Source organism: Sphingorhabdus sp. YGSMI21, assembly GCF_002776575.1.
Taxonomy (GTDB): domain Bacteria; phylum Pseudomonadota; class Alphaproteobacteria; order Sphingomonadales; family Sphingomonadaceae; genus Parasphingorhabdus.
Genome location: NZ_CP022548.1, coordinates 997,593 through 1,019,587, shown reverse-complemented (window position 1 = coordinate 1,019,587; position 21,995 = coordinate 997,593). Strand labels below are relative to the sequence as shown.

Genomic DNA, 21,995 nt, shown 5'->3' with positions numbered 1-21,995 from the left:
CGCGACCGACGCGACAACGATGGCCGATCCGGGTGCCGCGATGGCCAGCGATGCCATGGAACATGGCCTGGCGGTGGTTTCAATCGCCAAGAGCTACGACAAGCGTTCGGTTCTTTCCGATGTTTCCCTTTCTGTGGGCCGGGGCGAAGTCGTCGGGTTGCTCGGCCCCAACGGTGCGGGCAAAACGACTTGCTTCTATTCGGTCATGGGTCTGGTCCGGCCGGATGCCGGACGGATCATGCTCGACGGAGAGGATATCACGTCGCTGCCGATGTATCGTCGTGCGATTCTCGGCATCGGATATCTCCCGCAGGAAACATCGATCTTCCGCGGTATGACCGTCGAGCAGAATATCATGGCGGTGCTCGAGATGGTGGAGCCCGACTCCGGCGTGAGAGCGGAAACGCTCGACCGTCTGCTCGATGAATTCGGACTGATGAAATTGCGCGGTTCCCCGGCGATGGCGCTGTCGGGCGGTGAACGGCGGCGCTGCGAGATTGCCCGCGCGCTCGCGGCAAGCCCCTCAATCGTGCTGCTCGACGAACCCTTTGCCGGCATCGATCCCCTGTCGATCGCCGATATCCGTGATCTGGTTTGCCAGCTGCGCGAGCGCGGCATCGGCGTGTTGATCACCGACCATAATGTGCGCGAGACACTGGATATCGTCGACCGCGCCTGCATCATCTACGACGGCCAGGTATTGTTCGCTGGCAGTCCGGAAGACCTGGTTGCCGATGCCAATGTTCGCAGGCTCTATCTCGGCGAGGGCTTTGCGCTCTAGCCATGGCACTCGCGCCTCGCCTCGATTTGCGACAAAGCCAGTCGCTGGTGATGACGCCACAACTGCAGCAGGCGATCAAGCTGCTGACCTTGTCCAATCTCGAACTGGAAACCTTCATTTCCGACGAGATCGAGAAGAACCCGCTTCTGGATACCGGCGAAATATCGACCGAGAGCGGCGAGTCTGGCGATGGTCCGGAGCCGCCCGCCGAACCGGGCGCGCAGGGCAGCGACGAAATATTGTCTGCCGGACCTTCGGAAGCCGAAGCGGCTCTGGATATGGAAGGGCATACGGACAGTTTTACCAATAACAGCCTGTCGGACAGCGATGGCGCGCTCGACGGACAGCTCGGATTGAACGGTGCCAGTTCCGGTTCGGCACCCGGGGGCGAAGCGCCCGATTTCGAGAATATGCTGGTGGCCGAGACAAATCTCACCGACTATCTGATGGAACAGGCCGGCGCAGTGCTTTCCGGAATCGATCTTTTTGTCGCGCAGCATATCATCGACCAGATCGACGAATGCGGCTATTTGCAGGCAGAGTTGCTGGAGCTGGCGCAGCGCCTGAATGTCGGTCTTGTCGACGTCGAGCGCATTTTGGGTGTCGTCCAGACACTGGACCCGGTCGGTGTCGGCGCCAGAGATCTGGCAGAATGTCTGGCATTGCAGGCCAGGGATGCGGACCGTTATGATCCCGCCATGGCGCGGCTGATCGATAATCTCGATCTGCTGGCCAAGGGCGCGCTGCCGCAGCTCAAGCGCATATGCGGTGTCGATGACGAAGACCTGATGGATATGATCAGCGAATTGCGCAATTACGATCCGAAGCCCGGCTGCAAGATCGGCGGCGGGGCGGTCGAGTCCGTGGTGCCGGACGTGTTTGTCGCGGAACGGACCAACCGCTGGATCATCGAAGTGAACAGCGCCACCCTGCCCAAAGTGCTGGTGAACCGCAGCTATTATTCCGAACTGAAGGACGGCGCGCAGGACAAGCAGTCGAAGGAATGGCTGAACGAATGCCTCGCCGACGCCAACTGGCTGGTCAAGGCGCTCGATCAGCGGCAGCGGACGATCGTCAAGGTCGCGACCGAGATCGTCAAGCAGCAGGAAGAGTTTTTCCGTAAGGGTGTAGCGCATCTCCGGCCGTTGACGCTTAAGAATATCGCCGAGCAGATCGAGATGCATGAGTCGACCGTCAGCCGGGTGACATCCAACAAATATCTCTCCTGCTCGCGCGGGACGTTCGAGCTCAAATATTTCTTCACCAGCGGAATCCAGTCCTCGACCGGTGGCGAAGCGGCGTCGGCGGAAGCGGTAAAAAGTCATATCAAATCCCTGATCGATAACGAGGATCCCAAGAAGATCCTGTCCGACGACAAGCTGGTCGCCCTGCTCAAGGAGCGGGGGTTCGACATTGCCCGGCGCACCGTGGCCAAATATCGCGAAGCGCTGGGTCTGGGCAGCTCGGTCCAGCGGCGCCGGCAGAAGGCGCTCGAAGGCAAGGCCGCCTAGACAGGCTTGCGCAACACCGCGAATTCCAGTTCCGTGGTCTTCGGCAGGCCGAAGCGCCGATCACCATGCGGGAAGGGACGCAGCTCGCCGGTCCGCGCATAACCGCGGCGTTCGTAATAGGCGATCAGGTCCTCGCGCTGGCGGATGACGGTCATCTCGATCGCATTGGCCTGCCATTGATCCCGCACAAACCGTTCTGACTCTCCCAGCAATTGCTTGCCGAGGCCAGCCGCCTGCAAGGCAGGATCCACAGTCAGCAGCCCGAGATAGGCAAGCCCCCCACCGACACGGGAGAGCTGGACGCATCCGGTGATCGCATTGCCCTTCTTTGCAAGCAGGATCACCTGATTGTCCGCCGCGATCATTTCGCGCAACGCCTCGGCATCGGTCCGCTGCCCGCCGAGCAGGTCCGCTTCGTGGGTCCAGCCGCGCCGCGCGCTCTCTCCGCGATAGGCGCTTTCGACCAGCGCGTGGAGCGCCGGGATATCGCCGTTTTGTGCAGGTACGAAATTCATGCCAGCCTTATCCCGTCCGCTTCCAGGAGCGTGCCGTCGATGACCCGGCCGATTACCACCACCCGCTTCTCGACCTCGTCAACCGGCGTGCGCAGCAGTTCGAGCCGGTAGCGCTGGCCATCATCGCATTGCAACAGAAAGCCGCTCGCATCGCGCTGCAGCAGACCGCCATATTCACCGGCACCCTGGTCTTCCGTCTCCATCATGCAGCGGCGAGCAGTTTCTCGCTGATCTCCCAGAGTCGCTCGGCGTCTTCATCCACCGTGATATGCGGCGCGCAATGCTGATAGGGCAGGCTATCCTCGCCCATCAGCTGCGCGACGTCGCAATCCTCGCAATAGACGCCGGGCATGTCATTGAGCAGCGGTGAGGTGGCGGCCCACAGGCTGGTGGTGCAGCCCTGTGCCGGCGTCTTGAAGATTGCGGCAACCGCCGGTGGCACGCTGCCGTCCTTGTTCAGCCAGCCCAGTTCAACCTGCTCGTCGACCGGCAAATGGCGCTGCAATGGCGTGAAAATCCCGCCCGGATGGACCGAGAAAGCGCGTCCGCCAAAGGCCTGCATCCGCCGGCTGAGCGCATTGGCGAACAGGGCGTTGGCGCTCTTCGCCTGGGCATAGGCGACCCATTTCTGATATTCGCTAGTCTGGAACTGGATATCGTCCCAAAGGATGCCACCTCGCTTGTGGGCAATCGATGACAGCGCGACGACGCGTGGTGCGCTTGCCTTTTCGAGCAAGGGCAGGAGCGCCTTGGTCAGCGCGAAATGGCCCATATGATTGACGCCAAACTGGCTTTCCCAGCCCGGCCCGACGCGTTCGAGCGGGCAAGCCATGATACCGGCATTGTTGATCAGCAGGTCGAGCGCATCGATAGAGTCATAGACCGAAGAGGCAAAGCCGCGCACCGAATCGAGATCGGCGAGGTCCATCGTTGCCGAGGAGACATCGCCCTCGATCGAGGCAAGATTCTCCTCCGCCTTGGCCGGATCGCGCACCGGGACGATCACCGTGGCACCGGCATTCGCCAGCGCCCGGGTGGTTTCCAGACCAATGCCGGAATAGCCGCCGGTGACGATCGCGGTCTTGCCTGTCAGATCGATGCCGGCGAGTATCTCGTGCGGTTCGCTCTTCGCGTGAAAGCCCGATCCGAGCGGTTTCTGGTCTGCTGCTGCCATCTGTTGTTCCTTCATTCAGTGCCCCGGCGAAGGCCGGGGTCCATCTCCAACTATTGCGTCTGGCCCAACTGTCTGGAGATGGGCACCTGCCTGCGCAGGTGCACAATATGGCGATCGCCTACAACCAGATTTAAGCCTTCAATCCCACAACCTCCGACACCGGCATATAGTCATAGCCCAGATCCTCGGCGACCGCCTTGTAGGTTACATGACCATCCCACACGTTCAGCCCCTCGGCCAGATGACGATCCTCGCGCAGCGCGCTTTCCCAGCCCTTGTTGGCAATCGCCAGCGTGTGCGGCAGGGTCACATTGTTGAGCGCATAGGTCGAGGTCCGCGAGACCGCACCGGGCATATTGGCGACGCAATAATGGACGATATCGTCGACCACATAGGTCGGATTTTCGTGGGTGGTCGGCTTCGAGGTTTCGAAACAGCCGCCCTGGTCGATCGCCACGTCGCACAATACCGAACCGGGCCGCATGGTCGACAGCATGTCGCGGGTCACCAGTTTCGGCGCTTCTGCTCCGGGGATCAGCACCGCGCCGATCACCAGATCCGCTTCGGCCACACATTCGGCCAGATTGGCCTTGTTCGAGAAGCGCGTCTTGGCCCGCGATTCGAAATGGGTGCCCACCGATTCGAGCACGTCCGGATCACGGTCCAGGATCGTCACATCCGCGCCGAGGCCGGCGGCCATTTGTGCAGCGTTGAAACCGACGACACCGCCGCCGATGATCGTGACCTTGCCGGGAGCCACGCCGGGGACGCCGCCGAGCAATATGCCGCGGCCGCCATGGGCTTTTTCCAGCGCGGTTGCGCCGGCCTGGATCGACATGCGGCCGGCGACCTGGCTCATCGGCTTGAGCAGGGGGAGCCCGCCGGTGCCGGTTACCGTCTCATAGGCAATGCAGGTTGCCCTGGATTTGACCAGATCGGCGGTCTGTTCCGGATCGGGCGCGAGGTGGAGATAGGTGAACAATATCTGGCCTTCGCGCAGCATCGCCCGTTCAACCGCCTGCGGTTCCTTGACCTTGACCACCATTTCGCATTTTTCGAAGATTTCGGCAGCGGTCGCAGCAATGGTTGCACCGGCGGCGACATATTCGGAATCTTCGGCGCCGATGCCAAGGCCGGCGCCGGTCTCGACCAGCACATCATGGCCATTGGCGGTCAGCTCGCGGACCGATTCGGGGGTCAGGCCGACCCGATATTCGTGATTCTTGATTTCTCTGGGGGTACCAACGCGCATGGAGGAGCTCCTGTTCTGACGAGTCTAATCGCACATCATTACCAGCAAATGACGCTGCGCGCGAGACGCGTTGTAATTTTATTACCCTATTCTGAAACTTTCCTAATGGGCACCGGGACGGTGCAGATATTGCCATAGCCGCCATGGGCCTCGATATATTGCAGAAGCGACGGGCTGTAGCTGGCGAGATATTCATAAGACGGCTGTTCTGCCAGCGGCAGCTCGCTGGCCAGCCGGATCGACTTTATCTCGACATATTCCGATTTGTCGGCATAGAAGCCGCCCGGATCGGTGCCGAGCGGCAGATTCTGCAAATGCTCCAGTCCGTCGATCACTCGTCCGACCATGCCGAAGGTCGTGTCGAGGCTGCGCGCCGCTTCGCCGGTGATCACCGACATTTCCGCGCCGCTGCCGGTGTCCGGCGGATCATAATGGGCAGGGGACAGCGACGCGCGACAGGTCAGCGGATAATATTTCGTCTCGCCGTCGATGGTCTGGCTGCCGATCGGCCAGCCGCCGCCAAAGCCGACCGTCTGCGCACCCGTATTCTCGTAAATCATCTTCGTGAGCGGCTCGATTTCCGTGCCCTGATATTGATTGCTATAATCCACCGCAGCCTTCAGTGCCGCCATATCGGTGTCGCGTTTCGCCCCGAGCGCCTGGTTGAAATATTCGCTCTCCGGCACGGTCTCGAGTCCCTTGGGCGGTGTCTTGGCATCGGGATTGCCGCCGAACTGGGTGACGAAATCCTTGGCGACGCGATAGATTTTGGTGCCGTCCCACCAGCGGTTCCTTGCGAAGGTCCGGACGTTGCGGACATGGCCGCCGGAGAGATTGGCGGGGAGTAACTGGATCACCGCCTGGCGTTTCGTTCCGTCGGGGGCGTCTGGTAGAGTCAGGATCATCAGGTCGGTGAGGGGGATGGGCAGCCAGTGTTCGGCCGGGGCAGCGGCGAGGATTTCTGCTGGGGTGGCTTGCGGCGTTTCTTCTTGCGCGAGCGCGGGAGACACGAGTGAAAAACAGGCTGCCGCAAGCGAACAAAAGGCGATATGCGCGGATCGAAAATAGTTTTTCATGCGACTCTTTCCTTGCTGAACTTTACAAACTTTACATTGTTAAGAAAAAGAAATCCTGCTTCCCCTGTAAAGGCGGTTTCCGTGCCCCGCCGCAGGGCGGGGAACATTCTTTGGGTCACACAGGGTCACACCCCCTATTCCGGAAGATGATCGGCGCACGGAAATTGCTGGAAACCGAGGGTGGAAGGTCGAGGAAAGGGGGTGGAACATGAGGCCAGATTAATCCAAATTACCGGATGTAGGAAAGGCAAAATTGTGCCCCGCCGAAGGGCGGGGTCCAGTCGAGTCCTGCCGGTGCGGTTTAAAAGGCGAAAGCGGGAATATTCTGGGCCCCGGCCTTCGCCGGGGAACCATCCGTGAATCACATATCATGATGTCGGAAAGCGGAAAGGCGTCCATTGTGTCCCCGCGAAGGCGGGGATCCTTCTCCCGGGCCAGCGGCTAGACGCCATGACAAGAGATGGGCACCTGCCTCCGCAGGTGCACTGCACTCCTCACTCGCCGCTTACCCGTCTCACCGGCACCGGAATATTACAGATATCCGCGCCGCCAGCCGGCACAATGAAAAACGGATCGCGGCGATTGGCCCGGGCGTCGGCATATTGGGCGAAAATGGCACTGTTGGTGTCGAGATATTCGAAGGCGGGAGCCGGTTTTTCGGCCAGTGCATCACCCAGCCGGATCGATGTGATCGGCACGCGCTTGCTCGCGTCCTCGTAAAATCCCAACTGCCCCTTGCCGCGCGGCAGGCTGGAGAGATGCTCGATGCCCTCGATGACCCGCCCGACCACCGCAATATTGCGATCGAGATGGCGCGGCGCATGGCCGATCGCGGTGTAAAGTTCGGCACCGCTGCCAGTGTCGGGGGAATAGTTGCGGCCCACGCCTACCGCGCCGTAGCAGTGGATGGGCCAGCTCTGTGTATCATTCCGCCCTACGGGCCATCCTTTTTGAAATCGGACGGAAGGCGCATAAATGTCGCGAGGCACCCAGTGTTGTAGAGCATACTCCCGTATCTTTTGAGCGTCTGGCTTATGGGTAAAAGGCATTTCCCGTATCGTAATATGGGTTTCGACAACATAATCGCTCTCCGGCACCGTCTCCAACCCATCCGGCAAAGCCTTCTGCTCTGTCTCGCCCGATTCCGGATTATCGTACCCTGCATCGCCCCATTGCACGACATAATTATCCTGCACCCGGTTGATGCTGGTGCCGTCCCACCAGTGCGCGGCGGCAAGCTTGCGGATATTGCGGATCCAGCCTTGCGAGAAAGGCTCGGGCATCAGCTGGATGACCACGCGGCGCTCGTTGCCTTCGGCATCGGGCGCGAGATCCATGACGAGCAGGTCGCTCGGCGGAATTTTCACCCAGTCGCTGGCCGGGGCCGCTTCGACAATCGCATTGGGGCTCGGATATTCGGCTGTTTCGGTGTCCTGCGCGATTGCGGGTGTCGCCATCAACAGGGCGAATGTTGAAGTGACGGCGCTGATCTTTCTCATAAACATATCCCCAAAATTCCGTTCGTCCTGAGCCTGTCGAAGGACCAGGAGCGTCTGCAACTGCGTTTCGGCAAGCGCAGCGCGAACGGGTTTAATTGCTTAGCACCACCCTAACTCCACACTATCGCTTGCGAAAGCGCGAATCCCGCATTAGGGAAGCGGCGCTGTCTGACATTCGACCGGATTCACGGGTCAGGCGGTATTTGCGGAGCCGTGGCAGAGTGGTCGATCGCGCACGCTTGGAAAGCGTGTATAGGGCAACCTATCGAGGGTTCGAATCCCTCCGGCTCCGCCATTCACCTATTTCTCACCATTCCTGAAAATCCCCAACCCTTAGTGTACCCTTTGGCTATTCGGGCTTTTCGTGTAACTAGCTGTCGCTTGCTATTCCCTGCTAACCCGATTACGATGTGGGTAACAGTGTGGGAAAAATGAAATGGGCAATCTGACAGCAACGGCAGTAAAGGCAACAAAGGCGGCTGGTCGCTATGGCGATGGTGACGGGCTTTATCTGGTTGTCGGCGAATCTGGTTCCCGCTCGTGGATGGTTCGCGTTCAAAAGGACGGACGGCGGCGCGACATTGGATTGGGCAGTGCCAAGAAAGTCTCGCTGGCCATTGCTCGGGACCGTGCGGCCATCGTGCGAAGCCAGATTGAACTGGGTATTGACCCGATAGCCGAACGGCGCAAGTCGGCTGGCATTCCGTCATTCCGCGAGGCTGCGGCTCTGGTCTATGCCGAACAGCGCAAGGCTTGGAAAAATAAGAAACACAATGCCCAGTGGATTTCTTCGCTGGAGGCTTATGCTTTCCCAGCCATTGGAGACAGGGCGATAAGCCAGATCGATGGTCCAGCCGTGCGAGACATATTGGCGGCTATCTGGCTGACCAAGCACGAAACCGCAACGCGTGTGCGCCAGCGTATCAATACGATAATCGATTGGGCGGTGGCCAAGGGTTACCGCGATGCGCCTTTGTCGATGGCCATCATAAACAAATCACTTCCAAAAATGCCCAAGGGACCGAAGAACCATTTTTCTGCGATGCCCTATTCTGACGTTCCCGCATTTATGCGACAATTACGGAAAAAGAACAGCATTGGCGCACTGGCCTTGCGCGCGGTGATCTTGACGGCGGCGCGGTCTGGAGAGGTGCGGTTGGCCACATGGCGAGAGATTGACTTTGAAGCGGCAACGTGGACGATACCAGCCGAACGGATGAAGGCAGGGCGTGAACATATCGTGCCGCTATCTCCAGCCGCTCTGGAGTTATTTCAGGCGGCTAAGGGCCATCGCATAGCTGGCAGCGATTTTGTGTTTCAGGGGACCAAAAAGGGCAAGCCGCTGTCTGACATGACGCTTACCAAAATATTGCGGGACCAAGGCTTGCCGTTCACGGTGCATGGCTTCCGCTCTAGCTTTCGCGATTGGGTTGGCGAAGAAACCAGCTTTGCCGGTGACGTTGCCGAAATGGCTTTGGCGCATGCCATCAAGGACAAAACCGAGGCGGCTTATCGTAGGGGGAGTATGCTCGATAAACGACGGATTTTAATGGATAATTGGGCTGAATTTTGTCTCTCAACTCAGAATATGTTGAGGATTGTAAAGTGAACGAAAACGATGCGGTGAGATTAAGCCCATTTATTGCCAAAAAACTAGCGGACCCTAAATGCTTAGCTAGCGAGCGAAAGACGCTGGAACATGAGTTGGATTGGATCGATGCCGGGTTCATTGACCCACCAGAAAAAGCAGCAATAACATATCTAGATGCGTTTAGAAAATTCCAGTTTGAATTGGTCCCCTCTAGTGGTTTGGTTTCGCTGGCTTTTGATATTTCAGTGATAATTGGTCGCTTGTATGGACAATTGCCCAACCGTTATTTTACCCCGAGTAATATAGCCAAAAGAGGCGAAGCGCTTAGCGAACGATTTTCTGCGGCGCGCAGTGATTTGATGCTTTTTCTTAATCAGTCAGGGCAGTTTCTCGACTTCAGCGAGAATGGCCAAGCACGTGAAAAGTTCAACTTTGGACGGGATGAATTTTCTACCTTAGAATCCATAAGCCGCAAGCTAGATTTGATGTCCTCTGAAATACGATTGAAAAAGCTGCCGAAAAAATGGGCGGCTTCAGATTTGCGGCATGTAAGAATCCGACTGGCGGGTGAGCTATCAGAAGTTTTTTTGCGCGAATTTGGTAAAGAACCGAAACCGTTGGGCGGCAGTTCCAGTCTGAGCTTGGATGACGAAAACGACTGGGTGCGCTTTTATCAGGCTGTCGCATTCTTGTTGATGGACGAATCTGCGACACCTGACAGGCAGGCCATTTTGTGGAGCGGTTACAAAATCTTCAAGCTGGCCAAATCGAGAGACTAAGATTGTCAGAAATAGAGCGTATTTTTGTAGCCCTCTAATTCTGACAGGATTCCACCCTAGAATCGGTACTGTGGCTTCCATCGGCATTGCTCGGTGCGCCATCGGATAACCTTGGCGCTTTCACAGACGCCAGAAAGGGAACCCAATGGCAGAACTTTTAACAATCAACGACTTTATGACCCGATATTCAATTTCGAGGTCACAGACGTATAGACTCGTCCATCAGAAAAAAATCACTCTTCTAAAACTGGGGACAGCCAGCCGTATCAGACGCGAAGACGCGGAAGCATGGGCGGCAAGCCTTCCCACTTATCAGGGGGAGGCGGCATGATGACGATACAAACCACAGAATCGCCCACCTCAAAAGAAAAAGCCAACGTCCCGGGGCAAACCGGGACGAAGGCCAAAAAGAAGGCTCTCTCAAGCAATCTCGAAAATCCGATTAGCACAATCTCACCGCACAAAAAACAAATAATGTGCCGGTTGGGTGAGCGCTATTTTGTCCGATACGAACTCGCATCAGTTATAATCGACAATAGCGGGATTGGGGGTGGCCTGTGAACCGCGCGTTCAAGGTGACGGCGATAGGACCGTTAGGACAATTCACAGTGCGAGGACAGACCGCCAAGGCGTTGTTGCGGTTATCAGATGCAGGAAAGAAGGGTGTGACCGCTCAGGAAGTGTCATCCTGGGCCTATCGTTTCTCTGCGTATTGTTTTGATCTCCGTCACAAATACGGACTGACGATCTTAACCCATAAAGAGCCGCATGAGGGCGGCTGGCACGGCAGGCATGAGCTGACGACGCCAGTGACCATCCTCGACGTTAAACAGCCTAAGAAGGCAGCCTAGCGGCTTATACAGGGCGGGGCGGCTGGCAACGGTCGTCCCGACAATCTTATGCGAAAGAAAAAGACTAAATTGAATTCCAAAGGCCGGTCGGTAAATGAGCAATTCGTCAAACTGCCATTCTGGATGCTCGCCTGCCCTGCCTATCGTTCACTCAAGCCGGGACCGCGCGCTTTGCTTGTCGAGTTTCATGGCCGTTTCAATGGCAGGAACAATGGCAGTATCATCTTCAGCCAACGGGATATGGCGCGAGAAATCAATATCAGCGACCGGCAGACCATTGCCAAATATGTAAGGGAGCTGGAGGCGGCTGGTTTCATTCTGGCGATGCAGCGGGGCGGTTTTAATCAAAAGTCCCCGACAGAAAGCCGCGCGACGGAATGGGCGCTGACGATGTTTGCGATTGGCGACAAGCCTGCCGACAAAACATTCATGAGTTGGCAGCCTGAAAAAAACAACGGGACGGAAAAACCAACGGGCAGGGAAGGAAAATCCATCCGTGAGGTTAATAAGACTGTCCCTGCTGGTTTCGAAGGGCAGGAAATTCCAGCCGTGAAAGGTCTAAGCGGGACCAATTCGAGGGCGGAATTTCCGTCCACATATACATCTATTACCATAGGTAGGGAGTTAAACTGATGGAGAAAGCAAAACCGAAGGACGGTGCAACGACACTCAAGATATCAGTTGAAAAGGGCAAGTCTGAAAGTCGGCAAATGGCCGAAGTCGCAATGCGACCGATGATCCGCAACGGTTTCATTGTTGGCTCGCTTGGCAGCAAGTATTTTTCCGGTGAACAACCAGATTTAACTGAGACAGTTGATATCATGGCAGAGGCTTGCGCAAAGGTTCGGACTAATGATCTAAGCGACCAGCGAGATATTCTGACGTCACAAGCCATGGCGTTGGACGCAATCTTTACCGCAATGGTGCTGCGTTCTGAAAACAATCTGAAGGACTATTTCGACGCCTCTCAACGCTTCATGCGAATGGCGATGAAAGCACAGGCACAATGTCGAACGACTATCGAAGCGTTGGATCGCTTGGCAAGGGGTGGCGAACAAGTCATAAAGCATGTGCACGTCGATAACCGAGGCGGGCAAGCTGTTATCGCCGATAACGTCCAGACAGGGGGGCAAAATGGCAAAATCGAGAAACAACCCCATGCAGTCGCAGCACTCGGCATCCCCGATCCACAGTCGGTGCGGAGCAAAGACGCGAAGTCTGAAATCGTGCAAATCTCCAGGAATGGCTAATGGACGTTGTCGGATGCATGGCGGAGCATCGACGGGGGCTCCAAAGGGCAATCAAAATGCTTGGAAGCATGGCGCGTATTCGGCATCGACTTTGGCAACAACGCGGTATTTGAAGGCAATAGCTAAGATAGTTGAGCTTGAGTAAAATGGCGGTCAATTGGTTTGAAGGCGGAAGGCGAATTACCAATCTGCTCCAATGGCTGGTTGCACTCGGCTTTGGCGGGGCAATTCTATTCACATCCGACCCTGATGCTGTATTGTTTGAGACATCGTTGCCTAGCGAAAGATTTGGCTACTCAACAACGGAATGTGTTTGGCCGGATGAACAACGCGATGCTAATTTGATACTTTTTCCCGATGGAGAACAGCGCGAAATATCGCTATGTTTTCGAACACGACCGGATCGCAATATTGTTTTCTTGGAAAGCATCGCCGATAAAGATGAAGCCGAGCGAGGTTTTAAGAAAGGCGACCCGCTAATTTCGTTTGGAGACACCTATGATGATAGGGTGAGAGTGTATATTTCCAATCGTGTTAATAATCCTGACATTAGTCCCAGCGAGTTGGTTTACGCACAACAGAACCTATGGAAGCGAAAGCCGAGAGCAATATGGGGGCGGACAAAGGAAATGCTTCCTTTCGCGGCTGGTGCAATTGGTTTTCTGTGGCTTTTCTCATCGGTCATAGGGTGGATCATAAGAGGCTTTGCGGGCATACCTAGCGGAGAAGACTTTAGGCCAATAGGTAAAATCAAGGATGTGTAATCATTATCAAATTCATCCTGATGCAATCCCTACGTGGCGGGAATATATTGGTGCTGCGGATGGACTTCCATTTTCCGTAACCAATATCGATATCTGGCCGAAATATCAGGGCTTAATCACTCGCGTTGATGAAGGCCGAAAGATGCTCGATACAATGCAATGGGGTGTCCCACTCAAAATGAAGGGCAAGCGCCCCGGAACAACCGTTACCAAGCGGATAACCAATGTTCGCAACCTTTCGAGTCCGTTCTGGCAATCAATGCTCACAAAGCCAGAAAATCGCTGTCTCGTGCCTTTTACCCAGTTTGCCGAACCGAAGCCCAAGGCAGGACGAGAGGAATGTTGGTTTAAAATCAATGAAGCGCCAGTTTCAGCATTTGCCGGAATCTGGCGACCATCAGATGAAGGCAATGTTTTTGCTTTCCTGACATGCGAACCTAATCCGTTGGTAAAGCCGATTCATCCCAAAGCAATGCCAGTTATATTGCATCCAAAAGATTATGATAAATGGCTTGCCGGAGAGGCTGCGGAGAACTTTGCAGAGCCGTTTCCATCGCAACTAATGTCGATGGCTGCTTAATTTCTTTCCTGCACGAAACGAACTCAGTAATCTGGCGCTATGGAACCTCCCGAACCAGAAGAATTATTGGTAGGCTTGCTAGTTTTTTTGCTGGTCCTGCCAGCGGCATATTGGTTCATGCGGGGACTGTTTGCACTGTTGATTGGTTTGTAAGATGCTTTTCGGCTGTTCAAAATGTTCTTATTGTGTTCTTTTATGGGAATGCGCCGAGTCTCTCTTGAACAGCTGGAAATAATCATCGCGATAGCTATCAAGGTGGCTCCCAAGCATTTGAAGCGGGGATTGCTGAATCATATCAGCGATGATGCAGCCGGAGCTATGGCAAAGCATATCGTTGGAAAGTTGAATATTGTTGAAGCGATAGCCGAGGAAGTGCCGCTCGACAAAGGCGTTTGAAGGACTTTTTGTAACCCTTAACGCGCGCGTATATAGAGGGGGTGTTCCAATCTTTCAGGCCACCGCTCTGGAAACCAGCTCCAATGCACTGCGATAGCGTTAATACAGTTTTTTGCCCGCGCGCGCGAGGCCACGAATGAATAAGCATTTTCGGAGCAATACACGCGCGCGTGTAAATAGGGGCGTTTAGATGTTTGCGAACCGCTGGGTTGAGTTGGTCATAGGAGGTTTTCCGTATTAATTTGAAGTCAAAAATTGAGCAAATATTGCTGAGCAAAAATGCGAGATAATTCAATCAACCGGTAACTGACTCAATTTTAACAAGAAATTTACACGATTCGGATATTGCGTTTAGCGGTACTAACGTTATATAATTCTTATATTAATTAGATTCAGAAATGGCTCATAAAATGAACATGGCAATTAAAGAAAATGAACTGCTTGGCGATGATGCCGATGAGTCTGAACTCGCGACTTCCGCTAGTCGTGCGTTGGCTAGATCAAAAGATCGCTTAGTAAAAGTCACAATGGATGATGGAACGGAGTTAGCGTTGCCAAAATCTGTGAGAGAGCTTTTGGTTAGGATTCTAACCGAAGTGTCCCACGGCAATATGGTCAACATCGTCCCTGTGCACGCAGAGTTGTCGACTCAAGAAGCTGCCAATCTATTGAATGTTTCACGGCCATACCTTGTGAAACTATTGGAGGCAGGTGAACTTCAATTTCACAAAGCTGGAAGCCATAGGCGAATCAAATATACCGACCTAAGAGAATTTATGACTCATCAAGAGGTCAAGAGATCGCAGGCAATGGAGGAATTGGCCAAGCAATCGCAAGAGCTGGGAATGGGCTATTAAGCTATCACGTTACACGGTTATATTGGATGCCTGTGTTCTTTATCCAGCTCCACTGCGAGATGTTCTAATCGAACTATCGGCCACAGATTTGTATCGTGCGAAATGGACCGCTAAAATTCACAACGAGTGGATTTCAAATCTGTTGGAGAATCGACCAGACCTAACTTTACAGCAGCTAGAGCGCACTCGCGATTTAATGAACGCGGCTGTTCTGGACTGTATGGTGGTAGGGTACGAGTCCTTAGAAGAAGCCCTGGAACTTCCAGATCCTGATGATAGACATGTTTTAGCTGCCGCTATTCACTCGGGGGCTGACGCTATTGTCACCATGAACCTCAAAGATTTCCCGAAAGAGGTTGTTGAAAAATACGACAAAGAGATTCTGCATCCGGATGATTTCTTGCATTTTCAATTTGAACTTTCGGAAGCGGACTTTCTGACATCAGTGCAGCGCATAATAGGGCGGCTCAAAAACCCGGTCATCAGTGCAGAAGAGTATTTGGAGACACTGGAACTTCAAGGGCTACCGAAAACTGTTTCTGCATTGAGTGAGTTTGTGAGTATTCTTTAGCAAGCCTTGGGCCTTCATTTGCCACAAACGAGGGATAAAATGAGGGAAGAAAATATTGAGAAATAAAATAATCATTATTTCTCAATGATATATATAAACTATTATACGGACTCCGGCTCCGCCATTATCTAGATATCGTCAATCATCTCGGCCAGCGTGGCCAGACATTCGCGGGCCAGCAGGTTGCAGCGTTCGGGCGACCAGCCCTGGCTGGCGTCGGGCAGGCAGCGATTGTCCTTGAACGGCATCTCCAGAGTCATCGCGACCGCGCCGAACCGTTCAGCCAGCTGGTTGGTCGACATCGACAGATTGGCCTTGCCCTCGGCAGCGGTCGGATAGCCGAGCGTGGTCTGGAAGTCCGGGGTGCGCTGGGCGAGCCGGTTGCGGTAGCTGTGATATTTTTCCAGCTGCGTTTCGGTGATCGAGGGGATGCCCTCGAAGCCGGCTATGAAAACCGCCGGAATCGCCTCGTCGCCGTGCACGTCCATGGCGAAATCCACACCACTCTCGTCCATCGCGTCACGGACGCACAGGACTTCGGGGGATTTTTCGGCGCTTGGTTGATCCCATTCCCGATTGAGATTGGTGCCGGCAAAATTGGTTCGCAGATGACCTCTGCACGAACCATCCGGGTTCATGTTCGGGACGATATGGAAGCGGCAATGCTGCAACAGCAGCCGTGCATTCGGGTCAGCCGGGTCGGTCAGCATTTCCAGCGCGCCTTCCATCCACCATTCGGCCATGCTTTCGCCGGGATGCTGGCGGGCGTAGAGCCAGACCTGCTTGTCGCCGGTCCCCATCTCGAGACAGTCGATCGGCTGCCCTTCCAGACTATGGCCGAGCGCGCGCGCGGTCACGCCTTCGACCGATGCGGTTTCGGCGACCAGGTCATGATGGCGCTCGATGCTGTAGGGCGCGAAATAGGCAAACCAGACAATATTGCTGCTGGCCGTATAGCGGATCGTCAGGGTGCCGCTCGCTTCGTCATAGCTGCTCGGCGCGCGGCCCCAATAGTCCCGGTCCTCGCTGACACAGGCGTCATAGTCCGGCCAGCCCTGCGGATAGGCCGATTCCTTCAGCCCCTCGATGTTCAATTCCAGCTCGTCGCCGACCGCGCAGGTCACGCGGAAATGGAACCACTGGAAAAATTCGCTGTCCTTGTCCTTGCGGATCGACAATGTTGCGGTGGTGCCGTCGATGGCTTGGACTTCGATATTGCCGCTATCGAACGCGCTGGTGATATTTATGGTCATTTCACCCTGATAGTGGTTCCGGACTCTCCGGGGAAGTCCTTGAATAAGGCTTCGGCCAGTTTTGCCGCCGCCAGGCCTGGCTGCGATGCCGGTGATCCTTCCTTCGCCTCGATCGAGGCACGGCCTTCCCAGACGACATTGCCGTCACTGCGCCTGGCGATCCGGACCGACAGGTCGGTGACGATCTTGTCCTTGGGCGGGCCGCTGAGATCAATACCGATGCCCAGGCCGACGCCCGATCCCCGGCTGCCGGTGCTGCCGCCGACACCGACCGAGACGGGAGAGCGGGCCCCTCCGGCGCTCAACACCGACCGTTCGAGCGTGTAGCGCGCGACATAGTCGCTTTTTTCGCTATCGTCGCGCGCTTCGGTAAAGTCGACGCGCTGCAACTCGCGCAGCAGGGCCGCGCTATAGCTGGCATATTCGATGCTGCGGCCGGGACCATCATCGGTAATATTGGCCCTGATGGTGACGCTGCCCGGGGCAATCGGGGCAAGCTGGGCATTGTGAAAGCGGGTGACGTCAACCGGCGGGGTCATAGCCGTGCATCCGGATACAAGAGATCCTGCCAAGAGCAATGTCGCAAATGATTGAAAACCGGCCATAATACTAACTCCTAAACTTGCCCCGTCGCATATTAGCGCATAATCTCCGCGACTGCGGCAAAAAAATTGCATTCATGGCCGCCCGCGCTTAACCGGTTGGTGACGGCGGAGCGATAAACAGCCGATATTGCACGAAAAGGGGATTAAGAAACCATGGCGAAACCCTTCACCATCCTGGTCACCGGCGGTGCCGGCTATATCGGCAGCCACGCGGTGCTGGCCCTGCAGGATGCCGGCTGGCCGGTCGCGGTCATCGACAATCTGACCACCGGTTTTCGCTGGGCGGTGCCCGATGGGGTCGCCTTCCACGAGGGCGATATCGAGGATTCGGATCTGCTGGCGCGGATCATCAAGGACGATAATATCGGCGCGATCATGCATTTTGCCGGATCGATCATCGTCCCCGAATCGGTCGAAAATCCGCTCAAATATTATCATAACAACAGCGCCAAGAGCCGCAGCCTGATCGAATCGGCGGTCACCGGCGGGGTTCGCCATTTCATTTTCTCGTCGACCGCGGCAACCTATGGCATTCCGGAGGAAAGCCCGGTCAGCGAAAGCACGCCGCAGCTGCCGATCAATCCCTATGGCATGTCCAAGCTGATGACCGAGCATATGCTCCGCGACGTCGCGGCGGTGCATGACCTGAATTTCTGTGCCCTGCGCTATTTCAACGTCGCCGGTGCCGATCCGCAGGCACGGACCGGTCAGTCCACCGCCGGAGCGACGCATTTGATCAAGGTCGCGGTCGAGGCGGCGCTGGGCAAGCGCGACAGCGTCGCGGTCTTTGGCACCGACTATGACACGGCGGACGGCACCGGCGTGCGCGATTATATCCATGTGTCCGATCTGGCCGCTGCCCATGTGCTGGCGCTCGAAGCGTTGATCGCTGAGCCGGAGCAGAACCATCTGCTCAATTGCGGCTATGGCCGCGGCTTTTCGGTGCTCGAGGTGCTCGATGCGGTTGACCGGGTCACCAACCTGCGAATCAAGCGGAAAATGGAAGGACGCCGCGCCGGCGACCCCGATTCGCTGATTTCCGACAACCGGGCGATCATGGACCGCTTTCCCTGGCAGCCGAAACATGCCGATCTCGACGAAATTGTCGCCCATGCACTGGCGTGGGAACGCAAACTGATCGAAATTCGCGGAGATTAAAGCTGTTCGCTTGACTTTGACCGCCGCCGACCTTAATTGCCCTGCTTCAACGCAGCAAGGCTGCTTTCAAGAAATTCAGATAATCAAGGCGTGGTACCAAAATGAAAGTCCGCAACTCTTTGAAGTCGCTTAAAAACCGTCACCGGGATTGCCGCGTCATCCGTCGCCGTGGTCGCACCTATGTGATCAACAAGACGAATCGCCGGTTCAAGGCGCGCCAGGGTTAATCGCCTGTTTTTGGCGGGAGTTCTGCCATCTCAAAAATTGACACGGTCATCTTCGATATAGGCAATGTCCTGTATCGCTGGGACTTGCGCTGTCTCTTTGAAAAATTGATTGACGATCCGGAAGAGCTGGACTGGTTTCTCGCCCATGTGGTGACACCGGAATGGCATTTCCAGCATGATGCCGGTCGGCCTTTTGCCGACATGGTTGCGGAGCGCAGCCGCGAATTCCCCGAATATCGGGACCATATCATTGCCTATTCCGAGCGCTTTCCGGAAACCATTCCGGGACCGGTTGAAGGCATGATCGATCTTGTCCGGCTGCTGGCGGAGCGCGCCGTTCCCCTGTTCGCCATCAGCAATTTCGGGGCTGAATCCTGGGCGCAGTTCCGGCCGTCGGCGCCGATATTCGAGATATTCTGCGATATTGTCATTTCCGGTGAAGAAAAGCTGATCAAGCCGGATGCGGAGATATTCGAGCTCGCGCTGAACCGCTTCGGCCGTCGCGCCGACCAATGTCTTTTCATCGATGACCGGCAGGACAATATCGAGGCGGGCGAAGCTATGGGTCTTGCCGGCCATCATTTCAGTGATGCCGCCAGACTGGAACAGGAGCTGAAGGCCTTGCGCCTGCTTTAGCTCCGCTTGAGCTCGTCGCCGCTCAGCCTCACGATATGGAGCAGATTGGTTGAGCCGGGCGTACCGAAGGGCACACCGGCGCAAACGATCAAGCGGGAACCCGCTTTTCCGAGCTTGTGCCGCAACGCCATCCGCTTGGCCTTGGCAATCATTTCCTCAAAATCGCTTACGTCCTTTGTGACCACGGCATAAGCCCCCCACAGCAGGCCGACCCGCCGCGCCGTGTGGCGGTCCGGCGTCAGCACGAGCAGCGGCACCGAGGGCCGTTCGCGGGCCATCCTCCGGGCGGTCGAGCCGGATGACGTATAGCAGACAATCGCCGAGGTCTCGATCGTGCGGGCAATATTGTAACTCGCGGCAGCAAGAGCATCGGCGGTCGTTTCATCCGGCACGGTCTCGGTAAAATGCACCCGGTCGGCGTAGGACGGATCATTTTCCACCTGCGCGGCGATCCGGTCCATCATCGTCGCCGCCTCGATCGGCCAGTCGCCGACGGCGGATTCGGCCGACAGCATGATCGCGTCGGCGCCGTCGTAGATCGCGGTGGCGACATCGGACACCTCGGCGCGAGTCGGCGTCGGCGACTTGATCATCGATTCGAGCATCTGCGTGGCGACGACCACCGGACGGCCCAGTTTGCGGGCAGCGGCAACGATCTTCTTCTGCAGCGGCGGAACCTGTTCCGGCAGCAGCTCCACCCCGAGATCCCCGCGTGCGACCATCACGGCGTCCGACAGTTCGAGTATCTCGTCGAGCCGATCAATCGCCGCCGGCTTTTCGATCTTCGCCAGGAGAGCGGCCTTGCCGCGAATCAGCCGCCGTGCCTCTGCGACATCTTCCGGACGCTGGACGAAGCTGAGCGCGATCCAGTCGACATCCTGTTCCAGCGCGAAGGTCAGATCCTTGCGGTCCTTGTCGGTCAGCGAGCTCACCGGCAGAACGACTTCAGGGACATTGACCCCCTTGCGGTCGGAAATTTCGCCGCCGACGATCACTTTGGTCTCGACGCTCTTGCCGTCGGCTTCGGTCACTTCCAGCCGGATTTTGCCGTCATCGAGCAGCAATGTATGCCCGGGCTTCAGCGTGCCCAGAATTTCCTTGTGCGGCAGCGTGACACGCTTCGCGTCGCCTTTTTGCTTGAGCATGTCGAGCGTGAAACGCTGGCCTTCTTCCAGCATTACGGGCGGCTTGGCAAATGTGCCGATGCGCAGCTTCGGCCCCTGCAGATCGGCGAGTATCGTGATCGGCCGGCCGACTTTCTTTTCCAGCGCCCGGATCGACTTCACGTTGGCGGCGTGCGCCGCGTGCTCGCCGTGGCTCATGTTCATCCGGAAGGCATCGACACCGGCGCGGTACATTTTCTCGATCATTTCCGGGCTGCCGCTGGACGGGCCGAGCGTTGCGAGCACTTTCACTTTGCGATTACGGGAGAAGATCGGCGATGCCATGCAAAAAATCCTTAGTGGCGCTTTACCTGCGCGTTTCCTGTTTCTAATTCATGACAGGATAATAACAAATAACAATGGAAACAAATATGACCGATCAAATAACCGATGCCGCCGCCGCTGCTGCCTTTCGCCGTCTGGTCAATCATCTCCAGCACCGCCACGATGCGGAAAATATCGATCTGATGGGGCTGGCCGGCTTCTGTCGCAACTGTCTGGCCGACTGGGTGATGGAGGCGACCGAGGAAGCTGGCGGCTCCATGACAAAGGACGAGGCCCGCGAGGCGATCCACGGCATGCCGGCAAGCGAATGGAAGCGAAAATACCAGACCGAGGCAACCCCGGAACGGCTCAAAAAGATGAAGGAAAGCGTGGCCAAGAACGCCGGCGCATCTTAAAGACGGGCATCGAATCCGAACATGTTATTTCAAAGGAATGAAGAATGAGCGAAGGCAATGTTGCCGCAGACCAGCTGCGTCTGTTTATCGAACGTATCGAGCGGCTGGAAGAAGAGAAAAAGGGCATGGCGGACGATATCCGCGATGTTTACTCCGAAGCCAAGTCGCAGGGTTATGACGCGAAGATCATGCGCCAGATCGTCCGGCTGCGGAAAATGGAAACCCATGACCGGCAGGAAATGGAAGCCATTCTCGACACCTACAAGTCGGCGCTTGGTCTGGCCTGATGATCGCGATTCGGCCTGCGACGGTTGCTGATGCGCCGCGCTGTGCCGAAATCTACGCGCCCTTCGTAACCGACAGCTGGGTCAGTTTCGAGACGGACCCGCCGGATGATGCCGCAATGGCTGGCCGGATAGCCGGGGCGCTGGACACGCACGACTGGCTGGTTGCAGAAACGGATGGCCGGGTGCTCGGCTATGCTTATGGCTCCGGCCATCGCACCCGGGCCGCTTATCACACCAGCTGCGATGTGGCGGCATATGTCGATCCCGATCACAAGCGCCGCGGCATCGGACGGAGTCTGTACGAGGCGCTGTTGTCACGGCTGAAGGCGAGAAAAATGCACGCTGCCTTTGCGGGAATCGCCCTGCCGAACGAGGCCAGTATTGCCCTGCACCGGGCAATAGGCTTCGACCCGGTTGGCATCTACAGGCAAGTGGGCTGGAAAATGGGTGGTTGGCGCGACGTTGCGTGGTTTCAGCAGTTGCTCTAACGGCTGCAGGAGATTAACAGCAGCAGGTAACTGGTTCGGGATCTGAAAATT

Annotated in this window: 28 protein-coding genes and 1 tRNA gene; 20 read left to right on the top strand and 9 right to left on the bottom strand. The window is 56.3% G+C overall.

Annotated elements, in window-relative coordinates; translation table 11 throughout:
• Positions 1–19 precede the first annotated feature (19 nt).
• Entirely contained in the window at positions 20–781 is a 762-nt protein-coding gene (gene lptB / locus CHN51_RS04930) for an LPS export ABC transporter ATP-binding protein (RefSeq protein ID WP_100095434.1), read from the top strand.
• Positions 782–783: 2 nt separating this feature from the next.
• Positions 784–2,292, top strand: coding sequence for an RNA polymerase factor sigma-54 (rpoN, locus tag CHN51_RS04925; protein ID WP_100093023.1), 1,509 nt, complete (start codon positions 784–786; stop codon positions 2,290–2,292).
• Here rpoN and CHN51_RS04920 read toward each other — a convergent pair.
• The 6 genes from CHN51_RS04920 to CHN51_RS04895 all read right to left on the bottom strand — a co-directional run bounded on the left by CHN51_RS04920 (position 2,289) and on the right by CHN51_RS04895 (position 7,808).
• A complete protein-coding gene (locus CHN51_RS04920) occupies positions 2,289–2,807 on the bottom strand; it encodes a GNAT family N-acetyltransferase (protein WP_100093022.1) in 519 nt (172 codons plus the stop codon). The genes rpoN and CHN51_RS04920 overlap by 4 nt on opposite strands.
• Positions 2,804–3,013: a DUF5818 domain-containing protein gene (locus CHN51_RS04915; protein ID WP_100093021.1), complete on the bottom strand. Its 210-nt coding sequence runs from the start codon at positions 3,011–3,013 to the stop codon at positions 2,804–2,806. The genes CHN51_RS04920 and CHN51_RS04915 overlap by 4 nt, the downstream gene beginning before the upstream one ends.
• A complete protein-coding gene (locus tag CHN51_RS04910; RefSeq protein ID WP_100095433.1) occupies positions 3,010–3,981 on the bottom strand; it encodes an oxidoreductase in 972 nt (323 codons plus the stop codon). Before CHN51_RS04910 ends, CHN51_RS04915 begins: the two co-directional genes overlap by 4 nt.
• A 130-nt stretch (positions 3,982–4,111) precedes the next feature.
• On the bottom strand, positions 4,112–5,233 hold the full coding sequence (gene ald / locus CHN51_RS04905; RefSeq protein ID WP_100093020.1) for an alanine dehydrogenase: 1,122 nt from the start codon (positions 5,231–5,233) through the stop codon (positions 4,112–4,114).
• An 86-nt stretch (positions 5,234–5,319) separates the two neighbouring features.
• Entirely contained in the window at positions 5,320–6,309 is a 990-nt protein-coding gene (locus CHN51_RS04900; RefSeq protein WP_100093019.1) for a peptidylprolyl isomerase, read from the bottom strand.
• Positions 6,310–6,803: 494 nt separating this feature from the next.
• Complete coding sequence (locus tag CHN51_RS04895) at positions 6,804–7,808, bottom strand: peptidylprolyl isomerase (RefSeq protein ID WP_100095432.1); 1,005 nt, start codon at positions 7,806–7,808, stop codon at positions 6,804–6,806.
• 207 nt (positions 7,809–8,015) lie between these two features.
• Between CHN51_RS04895 and CHN51_RS04890 the strand changes: the two genes are divergently transcribed.
• The 12 genes from CHN51_RS04890 (at position 8,016) to CHN51_RS04830 (ending at position 15,447) form a co-directional block, all read left to right on the top strand.
• A tRNA-Ser gene (locus CHN51_RS04890) sits at positions 8,016–8,103 on the top strand.
• 141 nt (positions 8,104–8,244) lie between these two features.
• Entirely contained in the window at positions 8,245–9,417 is a 1,173-nt protein-coding gene (locus CHN51_RS04885) for a site-specific integrase (RefSeq protein ID WP_100093018.1), read from the top strand.
• Positions 9,414–10,178, top strand: a complete 765-nt coding sequence (locus tag CHN51_RS04880; RefSeq protein ID WP_100093017.1) for a hypothetical protein — start codon at positions 9,414–9,416, stop codon at positions 10,176–10,178. Before CHN51_RS04885 ends, CHN51_RS04880 begins: the two co-directional genes overlap by 4 nt.
• Before the next feature lie 327 nt (positions 10,179–10,505).
• Complete coding sequence (locus tag CHN51_RS04870) at positions 10,506–10,739, top strand: hypothetical protein (RefSeq protein ID WP_100093015.1); 234 nt, start codon at positions 10,506–10,508, stop codon at positions 10,737–10,739.
• Positions 10,736–11,029: a hypothetical protein gene (locus CHN51_RS04865; RefSeq protein ID WP_100093014.1), complete on the top strand. Its 294-nt coding sequence runs from the start codon at positions 10,736–10,738 to the stop codon at positions 11,027–11,029. Before CHN51_RS04870 ends, CHN51_RS04865 begins: the two co-directional genes overlap by 4 nt.
• Before the next feature lie 48 nt (positions 11,030–11,077).
• Positions 11,078–11,662, top strand: a complete 585-nt coding sequence (locus CHN51_RS04860) for a winged helix-turn-helix domain-containing protein (RefSeq protein WP_100093013.1) — start codon at positions 11,078–11,080, stop codon at positions 11,660–11,662.
• Complete coding sequence (locus tag CHN51_RS19470; protein ID WP_123906238.1) at positions 11,662–12,279, top strand: hypothetical protein; 618 nt, start codon at positions 11,662–11,664, stop codon at positions 12,277–12,279. The genes CHN51_RS04860 and CHN51_RS19470 overlap by 1 nt, the downstream gene beginning before the upstream one ends.
• Before the next feature lie 137 nt (positions 12,280–12,416).
• Entirely contained in the window at positions 12,417–13,043 is a 627-nt protein-coding gene (locus tag CHN51_RS04850; protein ID WP_123906236.1) for a hypothetical protein, read from the top strand.
• Positions 13,036–13,623 carry an SOS response-associated peptidase family protein gene (locus CHN51_RS04845; protein ID WP_100093010.1) on the top strand — a complete coding sequence of 196 codons (588 nt, stop codon included), beginning with the start codon at positions 13,036–13,038 and terminating at the stop codon, positions 13,621–13,623. The genes CHN51_RS04850 and CHN51_RS04845 overlap by 8 nt, the downstream gene beginning before the upstream one ends.
• Before the next feature lie 174 nt (positions 13,624–13,797).
• The gene (locus tag CHN51_RS04840) at positions 13,798–14,019 is read left to right on the top strand and encodes a hypothetical protein (protein WP_123906235.1); all 222 of its coding nucleotides are present in this window, start codon (positions 13,798–13,800) and stop codon (positions 14,017–14,019) included.
• 410 nt (positions 14,020–14,429) lie between these two features.
• Positions 14,430–14,876, top strand: coding sequence for a helix-turn-helix domain-containing protein (locus CHN51_RS04835; protein ID WP_206169982.1), 447 nt, complete (start codon positions 14,430–14,432; stop codon positions 14,874–14,876).
• Between the two features lie 22 nt (positions 14,877–14,898).
• A complete protein-coding gene (locus CHN51_RS04830; RefSeq protein WP_240616864.1) occupies positions 14,899–15,447 on the top strand; it encodes a PIN domain-containing protein in 549 nt (182 codons plus the stop codon).
• 128 nt (positions 15,448–15,575) lie between these two features.
• On the opposite strand, the gene CHN51_RS04825 is transcribed toward CHN51_RS04830, so the two are convergent.
• Complete coding sequence (locus CHN51_RS04825; protein WP_100093006.1) at positions 15,576–16,700, bottom strand: M14-type cytosolic carboxypeptidase; 1,125 nt, start codon at positions 16,698–16,700, stop codon at positions 15,576–15,578.
• A complete protein-coding gene (locus CHN51_RS04820; protein WP_240616863.1) occupies positions 16,697–17,239 on the bottom strand; it encodes a DUF4136 domain-containing protein in 543 nt (180 codons plus the stop codon). The genes CHN51_RS04825 and CHN51_RS04820 overlap by 4 nt, the downstream gene beginning before the upstream one ends.
• 219 nt (positions 17,240–17,458) lie before the next feature.
• Between CHN51_RS04820 and galE the strand changes: the two genes are divergently transcribed.
• From galE to CHN51_RS04805, 3 genes are all read left to right on the top strand, one after another.
• Entirely contained in the window at positions 17,459–18,463 is a 1,005-nt protein-coding gene (galE, locus tag CHN51_RS04815; protein ID WP_100093004.1) for a UDP-glucose 4-epimerase GalE, read from the top strand.
• Positions 18,464–18,564: 101 nt separating this feature from the next.
• A complete protein-coding gene (gene ykgO / locus CHN51_RS04810) occupies positions 18,565–18,690 on the top strand; it encodes a type B 50S ribosomal protein L36 (protein WP_011415100.1) in 126 nt (41 codons plus the stop codon).
• A 27-nt stretch (positions 18,691–18,717) separates the two neighbouring features.
• Positions 18,718–19,326 (top strand): HAD family phosphatase, encoded by a 609-nt coding sequence (locus CHN51_RS04805; protein WP_100093003.1) that lies wholly within the window; start codon positions 18,718–18,720, stop codon positions 19,324–19,326.
• Here the strand turns inward: CHN51_RS04805 and pyk are convergent.
• A complete protein-coding gene (gene pyk / locus CHN51_RS04800) occupies positions 19,323–20,774 on the bottom strand; it encodes a pyruvate kinase (RefSeq protein ID WP_100093002.1) in 1,452 nt (483 codons plus the stop codon). The genes CHN51_RS04805 and pyk overlap by 4 nt on opposite strands.
• Before the next feature lie 86 nt (positions 20,775–20,860).
• On the opposite strand from pyk, the gene CHN51_RS04795 reads away from it, so the two are divergent.
• The 3 genes from CHN51_RS04795 to CHN51_RS04785 are packed head-to-tail and all read left to right on the top strand — an operon-like array spanning position 20,861 to position 21,944.
• A complete protein-coding gene (locus CHN51_RS04795; RefSeq protein WP_173202893.1) occupies positions 20,861–21,169 on the top strand; it encodes a DUF1244 domain-containing protein in 309 nt (102 codons plus the stop codon).
• A 44-nt stretch (positions 21,170–21,213) separates the two neighbouring features.
• Positions 21,214–21,456, top strand: a complete 243-nt coding sequence (locus tag CHN51_RS04790) for a DUF2312 domain-containing protein (protein WP_100093000.1) — start codon at positions 21,214–21,216, stop codon at positions 21,454–21,456.
• Complete coding sequence (locus CHN51_RS04785; RefSeq protein WP_100092999.1) at positions 21,456–21,944, top strand: GNAT family N-acetyltransferase; 489 nt, start codon at positions 21,456–21,458, stop codon at positions 21,942–21,944. Before CHN51_RS04790 ends, CHN51_RS04785 begins: the two co-directional genes overlap by 1 nt.
• Positions 21,945–21,995 lie beyond the last annotated feature (51 nt).

Excerpts from the sequence above, each read along its gene's own strand:
- lptB (WP_100095434.1), top strand. The coding sequence starts at position 20 with ATGGCCGATCCGGGTGCCGCGATGGCCAGCGATGCCATGGAACATGGC.
- rpoN (WP_100093023.1), top strand. The coding sequence starts at position 784 with ATGGCACTCGCGCCTCGCCTCGATTTGCGACAAAGCCAGTCGCTGGTG.
- CHN51_RS04920 (WP_100093022.1), bottom strand. The coding sequence starts at position 2,807 with ATGAATTTCGTACCTGCACAAAACGGCGATATCCCGGCGCTCCACGCG.
- CHN51_RS04915 (WP_100093021.1), bottom strand. The coding sequence starts at position 3,013 with ATGATGGAGACGGAAGACCAGGGTGCCGGTGAATATGGCGGTCTGCTG.
- CHN51_RS04910 (WP_100095433.1), bottom strand. The coding sequence starts at position 3,981 with ATGGCAGCAGCAGACCAGAAACCGCTCGGATCGGGCTTTCACGCGAAG.
- ald (WP_100093020.1), bottom strand. The coding sequence starts at position 5,233 with ATGCGCGTTGGTACCCCCAGAGAAATCAAGAATCACGAATATCGGGTC.
- CHN51_RS04900 (WP_100093019.1), bottom strand. The coding sequence starts at position 6,309 with ATGAAAAACTATTTTCGATCCGCGCATATCGCCTTTTGTTCGCTTGCG.
- CHN51_RS04895 (WP_100095432.1), bottom strand. The coding sequence starts at position 7,808 with ATGAGAAAGATCAGCGCCGTCACTTCAACATTCGCCCTGTTGATGGCG.
- CHN51_RS04885 (WP_100093018.1), top strand. The coding sequence starts at position 8,245 with ATGGGCAATCTGACAGCAACGGCAGTAAAGGCAACAAAGGCGGCTGGT.
- CHN51_RS04870 (WP_100093015.1), top strand. The coding sequence starts at position 10,506 with ATGATGACGATACAAACCACAGAATCGCCCACCTCAAAAGAAAAAGCC.
- CHN51_RS04860 (WP_100093013.1), top strand. The coding sequence starts at position 11,078 with ATGCGAAAGAAAAAGACTAAATTGAATTCCAAAGGCCGGTCGGTAAAT.
- CHN51_RS19470 (WP_123906238.1), top strand. The coding sequence starts at position 11,662 with ATGGAGAAAGCAAAACCGAAGGACGGTGCAACGACACTCAAGATATCA.
- CHN51_RS04845 (WP_100093010.1), top strand. The coding sequence starts at position 13,036 with ATGTGTAATCATTATCAAATTCATCCTGATGCAATCCCTACGTGGCGG.
- CHN51_RS04840 (WP_123906235.1), top strand. The coding sequence starts at position 13,798 with ATGTTCTTATTGTGTTCTTTTATGGGAATGCGCCGAGTCTCTCTTGAA.
- CHN51_RS04835 (WP_206169982.1), top strand. The coding sequence starts at position 14,430 with ATGAACATGGCAATTAAAGAAAATGAACTGCTTGGCGATGATGCCGAT.
- CHN51_RS04825 (WP_100093006.1), bottom strand. The coding sequence starts at position 16,700 with ATGACCATAAATATCACCAGCGCGTTCGATAGCGGCAATATCGAAGTC.
- CHN51_RS04820 (WP_240616863.1), bottom strand. The coding sequence starts at position 17,239 with ATGACCCCGCCGGTTGACGTCACCCGCTTTCACAATGCCCAGCTTGCC.
- galE (WP_100093004.1), top strand. The coding sequence starts at position 17,459 with ATGGCGAAACCCTTCACCATCCTGGTCACCGGCGGTGCCGGCTATATC.
- ykgO (WP_011415100.1), top strand. The coding sequence starts at position 18,565 with ATGAAAGTCCGCAACTCTTTGAAGTCGCTTAAAAACCGTCACCGGGAT.
- pyk (WP_100093002.1), bottom strand. The coding sequence starts at position 20,774 with ATGGCATCGCCGATCTTCTCCCGTAATCGCAAAGTGAAAGTGCTCGCA.
- CHN51_RS04795 (WP_173202893.1), top strand. The coding sequence starts at position 20,861 with ATGACCGATCAAATAACCGATGCCGCCGCCGCTGCTGCCTTTCGCCGT.
- CHN51_RS04790 (WP_100093000.1), top strand. The coding sequence starts at position 21,214 with ATGAGCGAAGGCAATGTTGCCGCAGACCAGCTGCGTCTGTTTATCGAA.
- CHN51_RS04785 (WP_100092999.1), top strand. The coding sequence starts at position 21,456 with ATGATCGCGATTCGGCCTGCGACGGTTGCTGATGCGCCGCGCTGTGCC.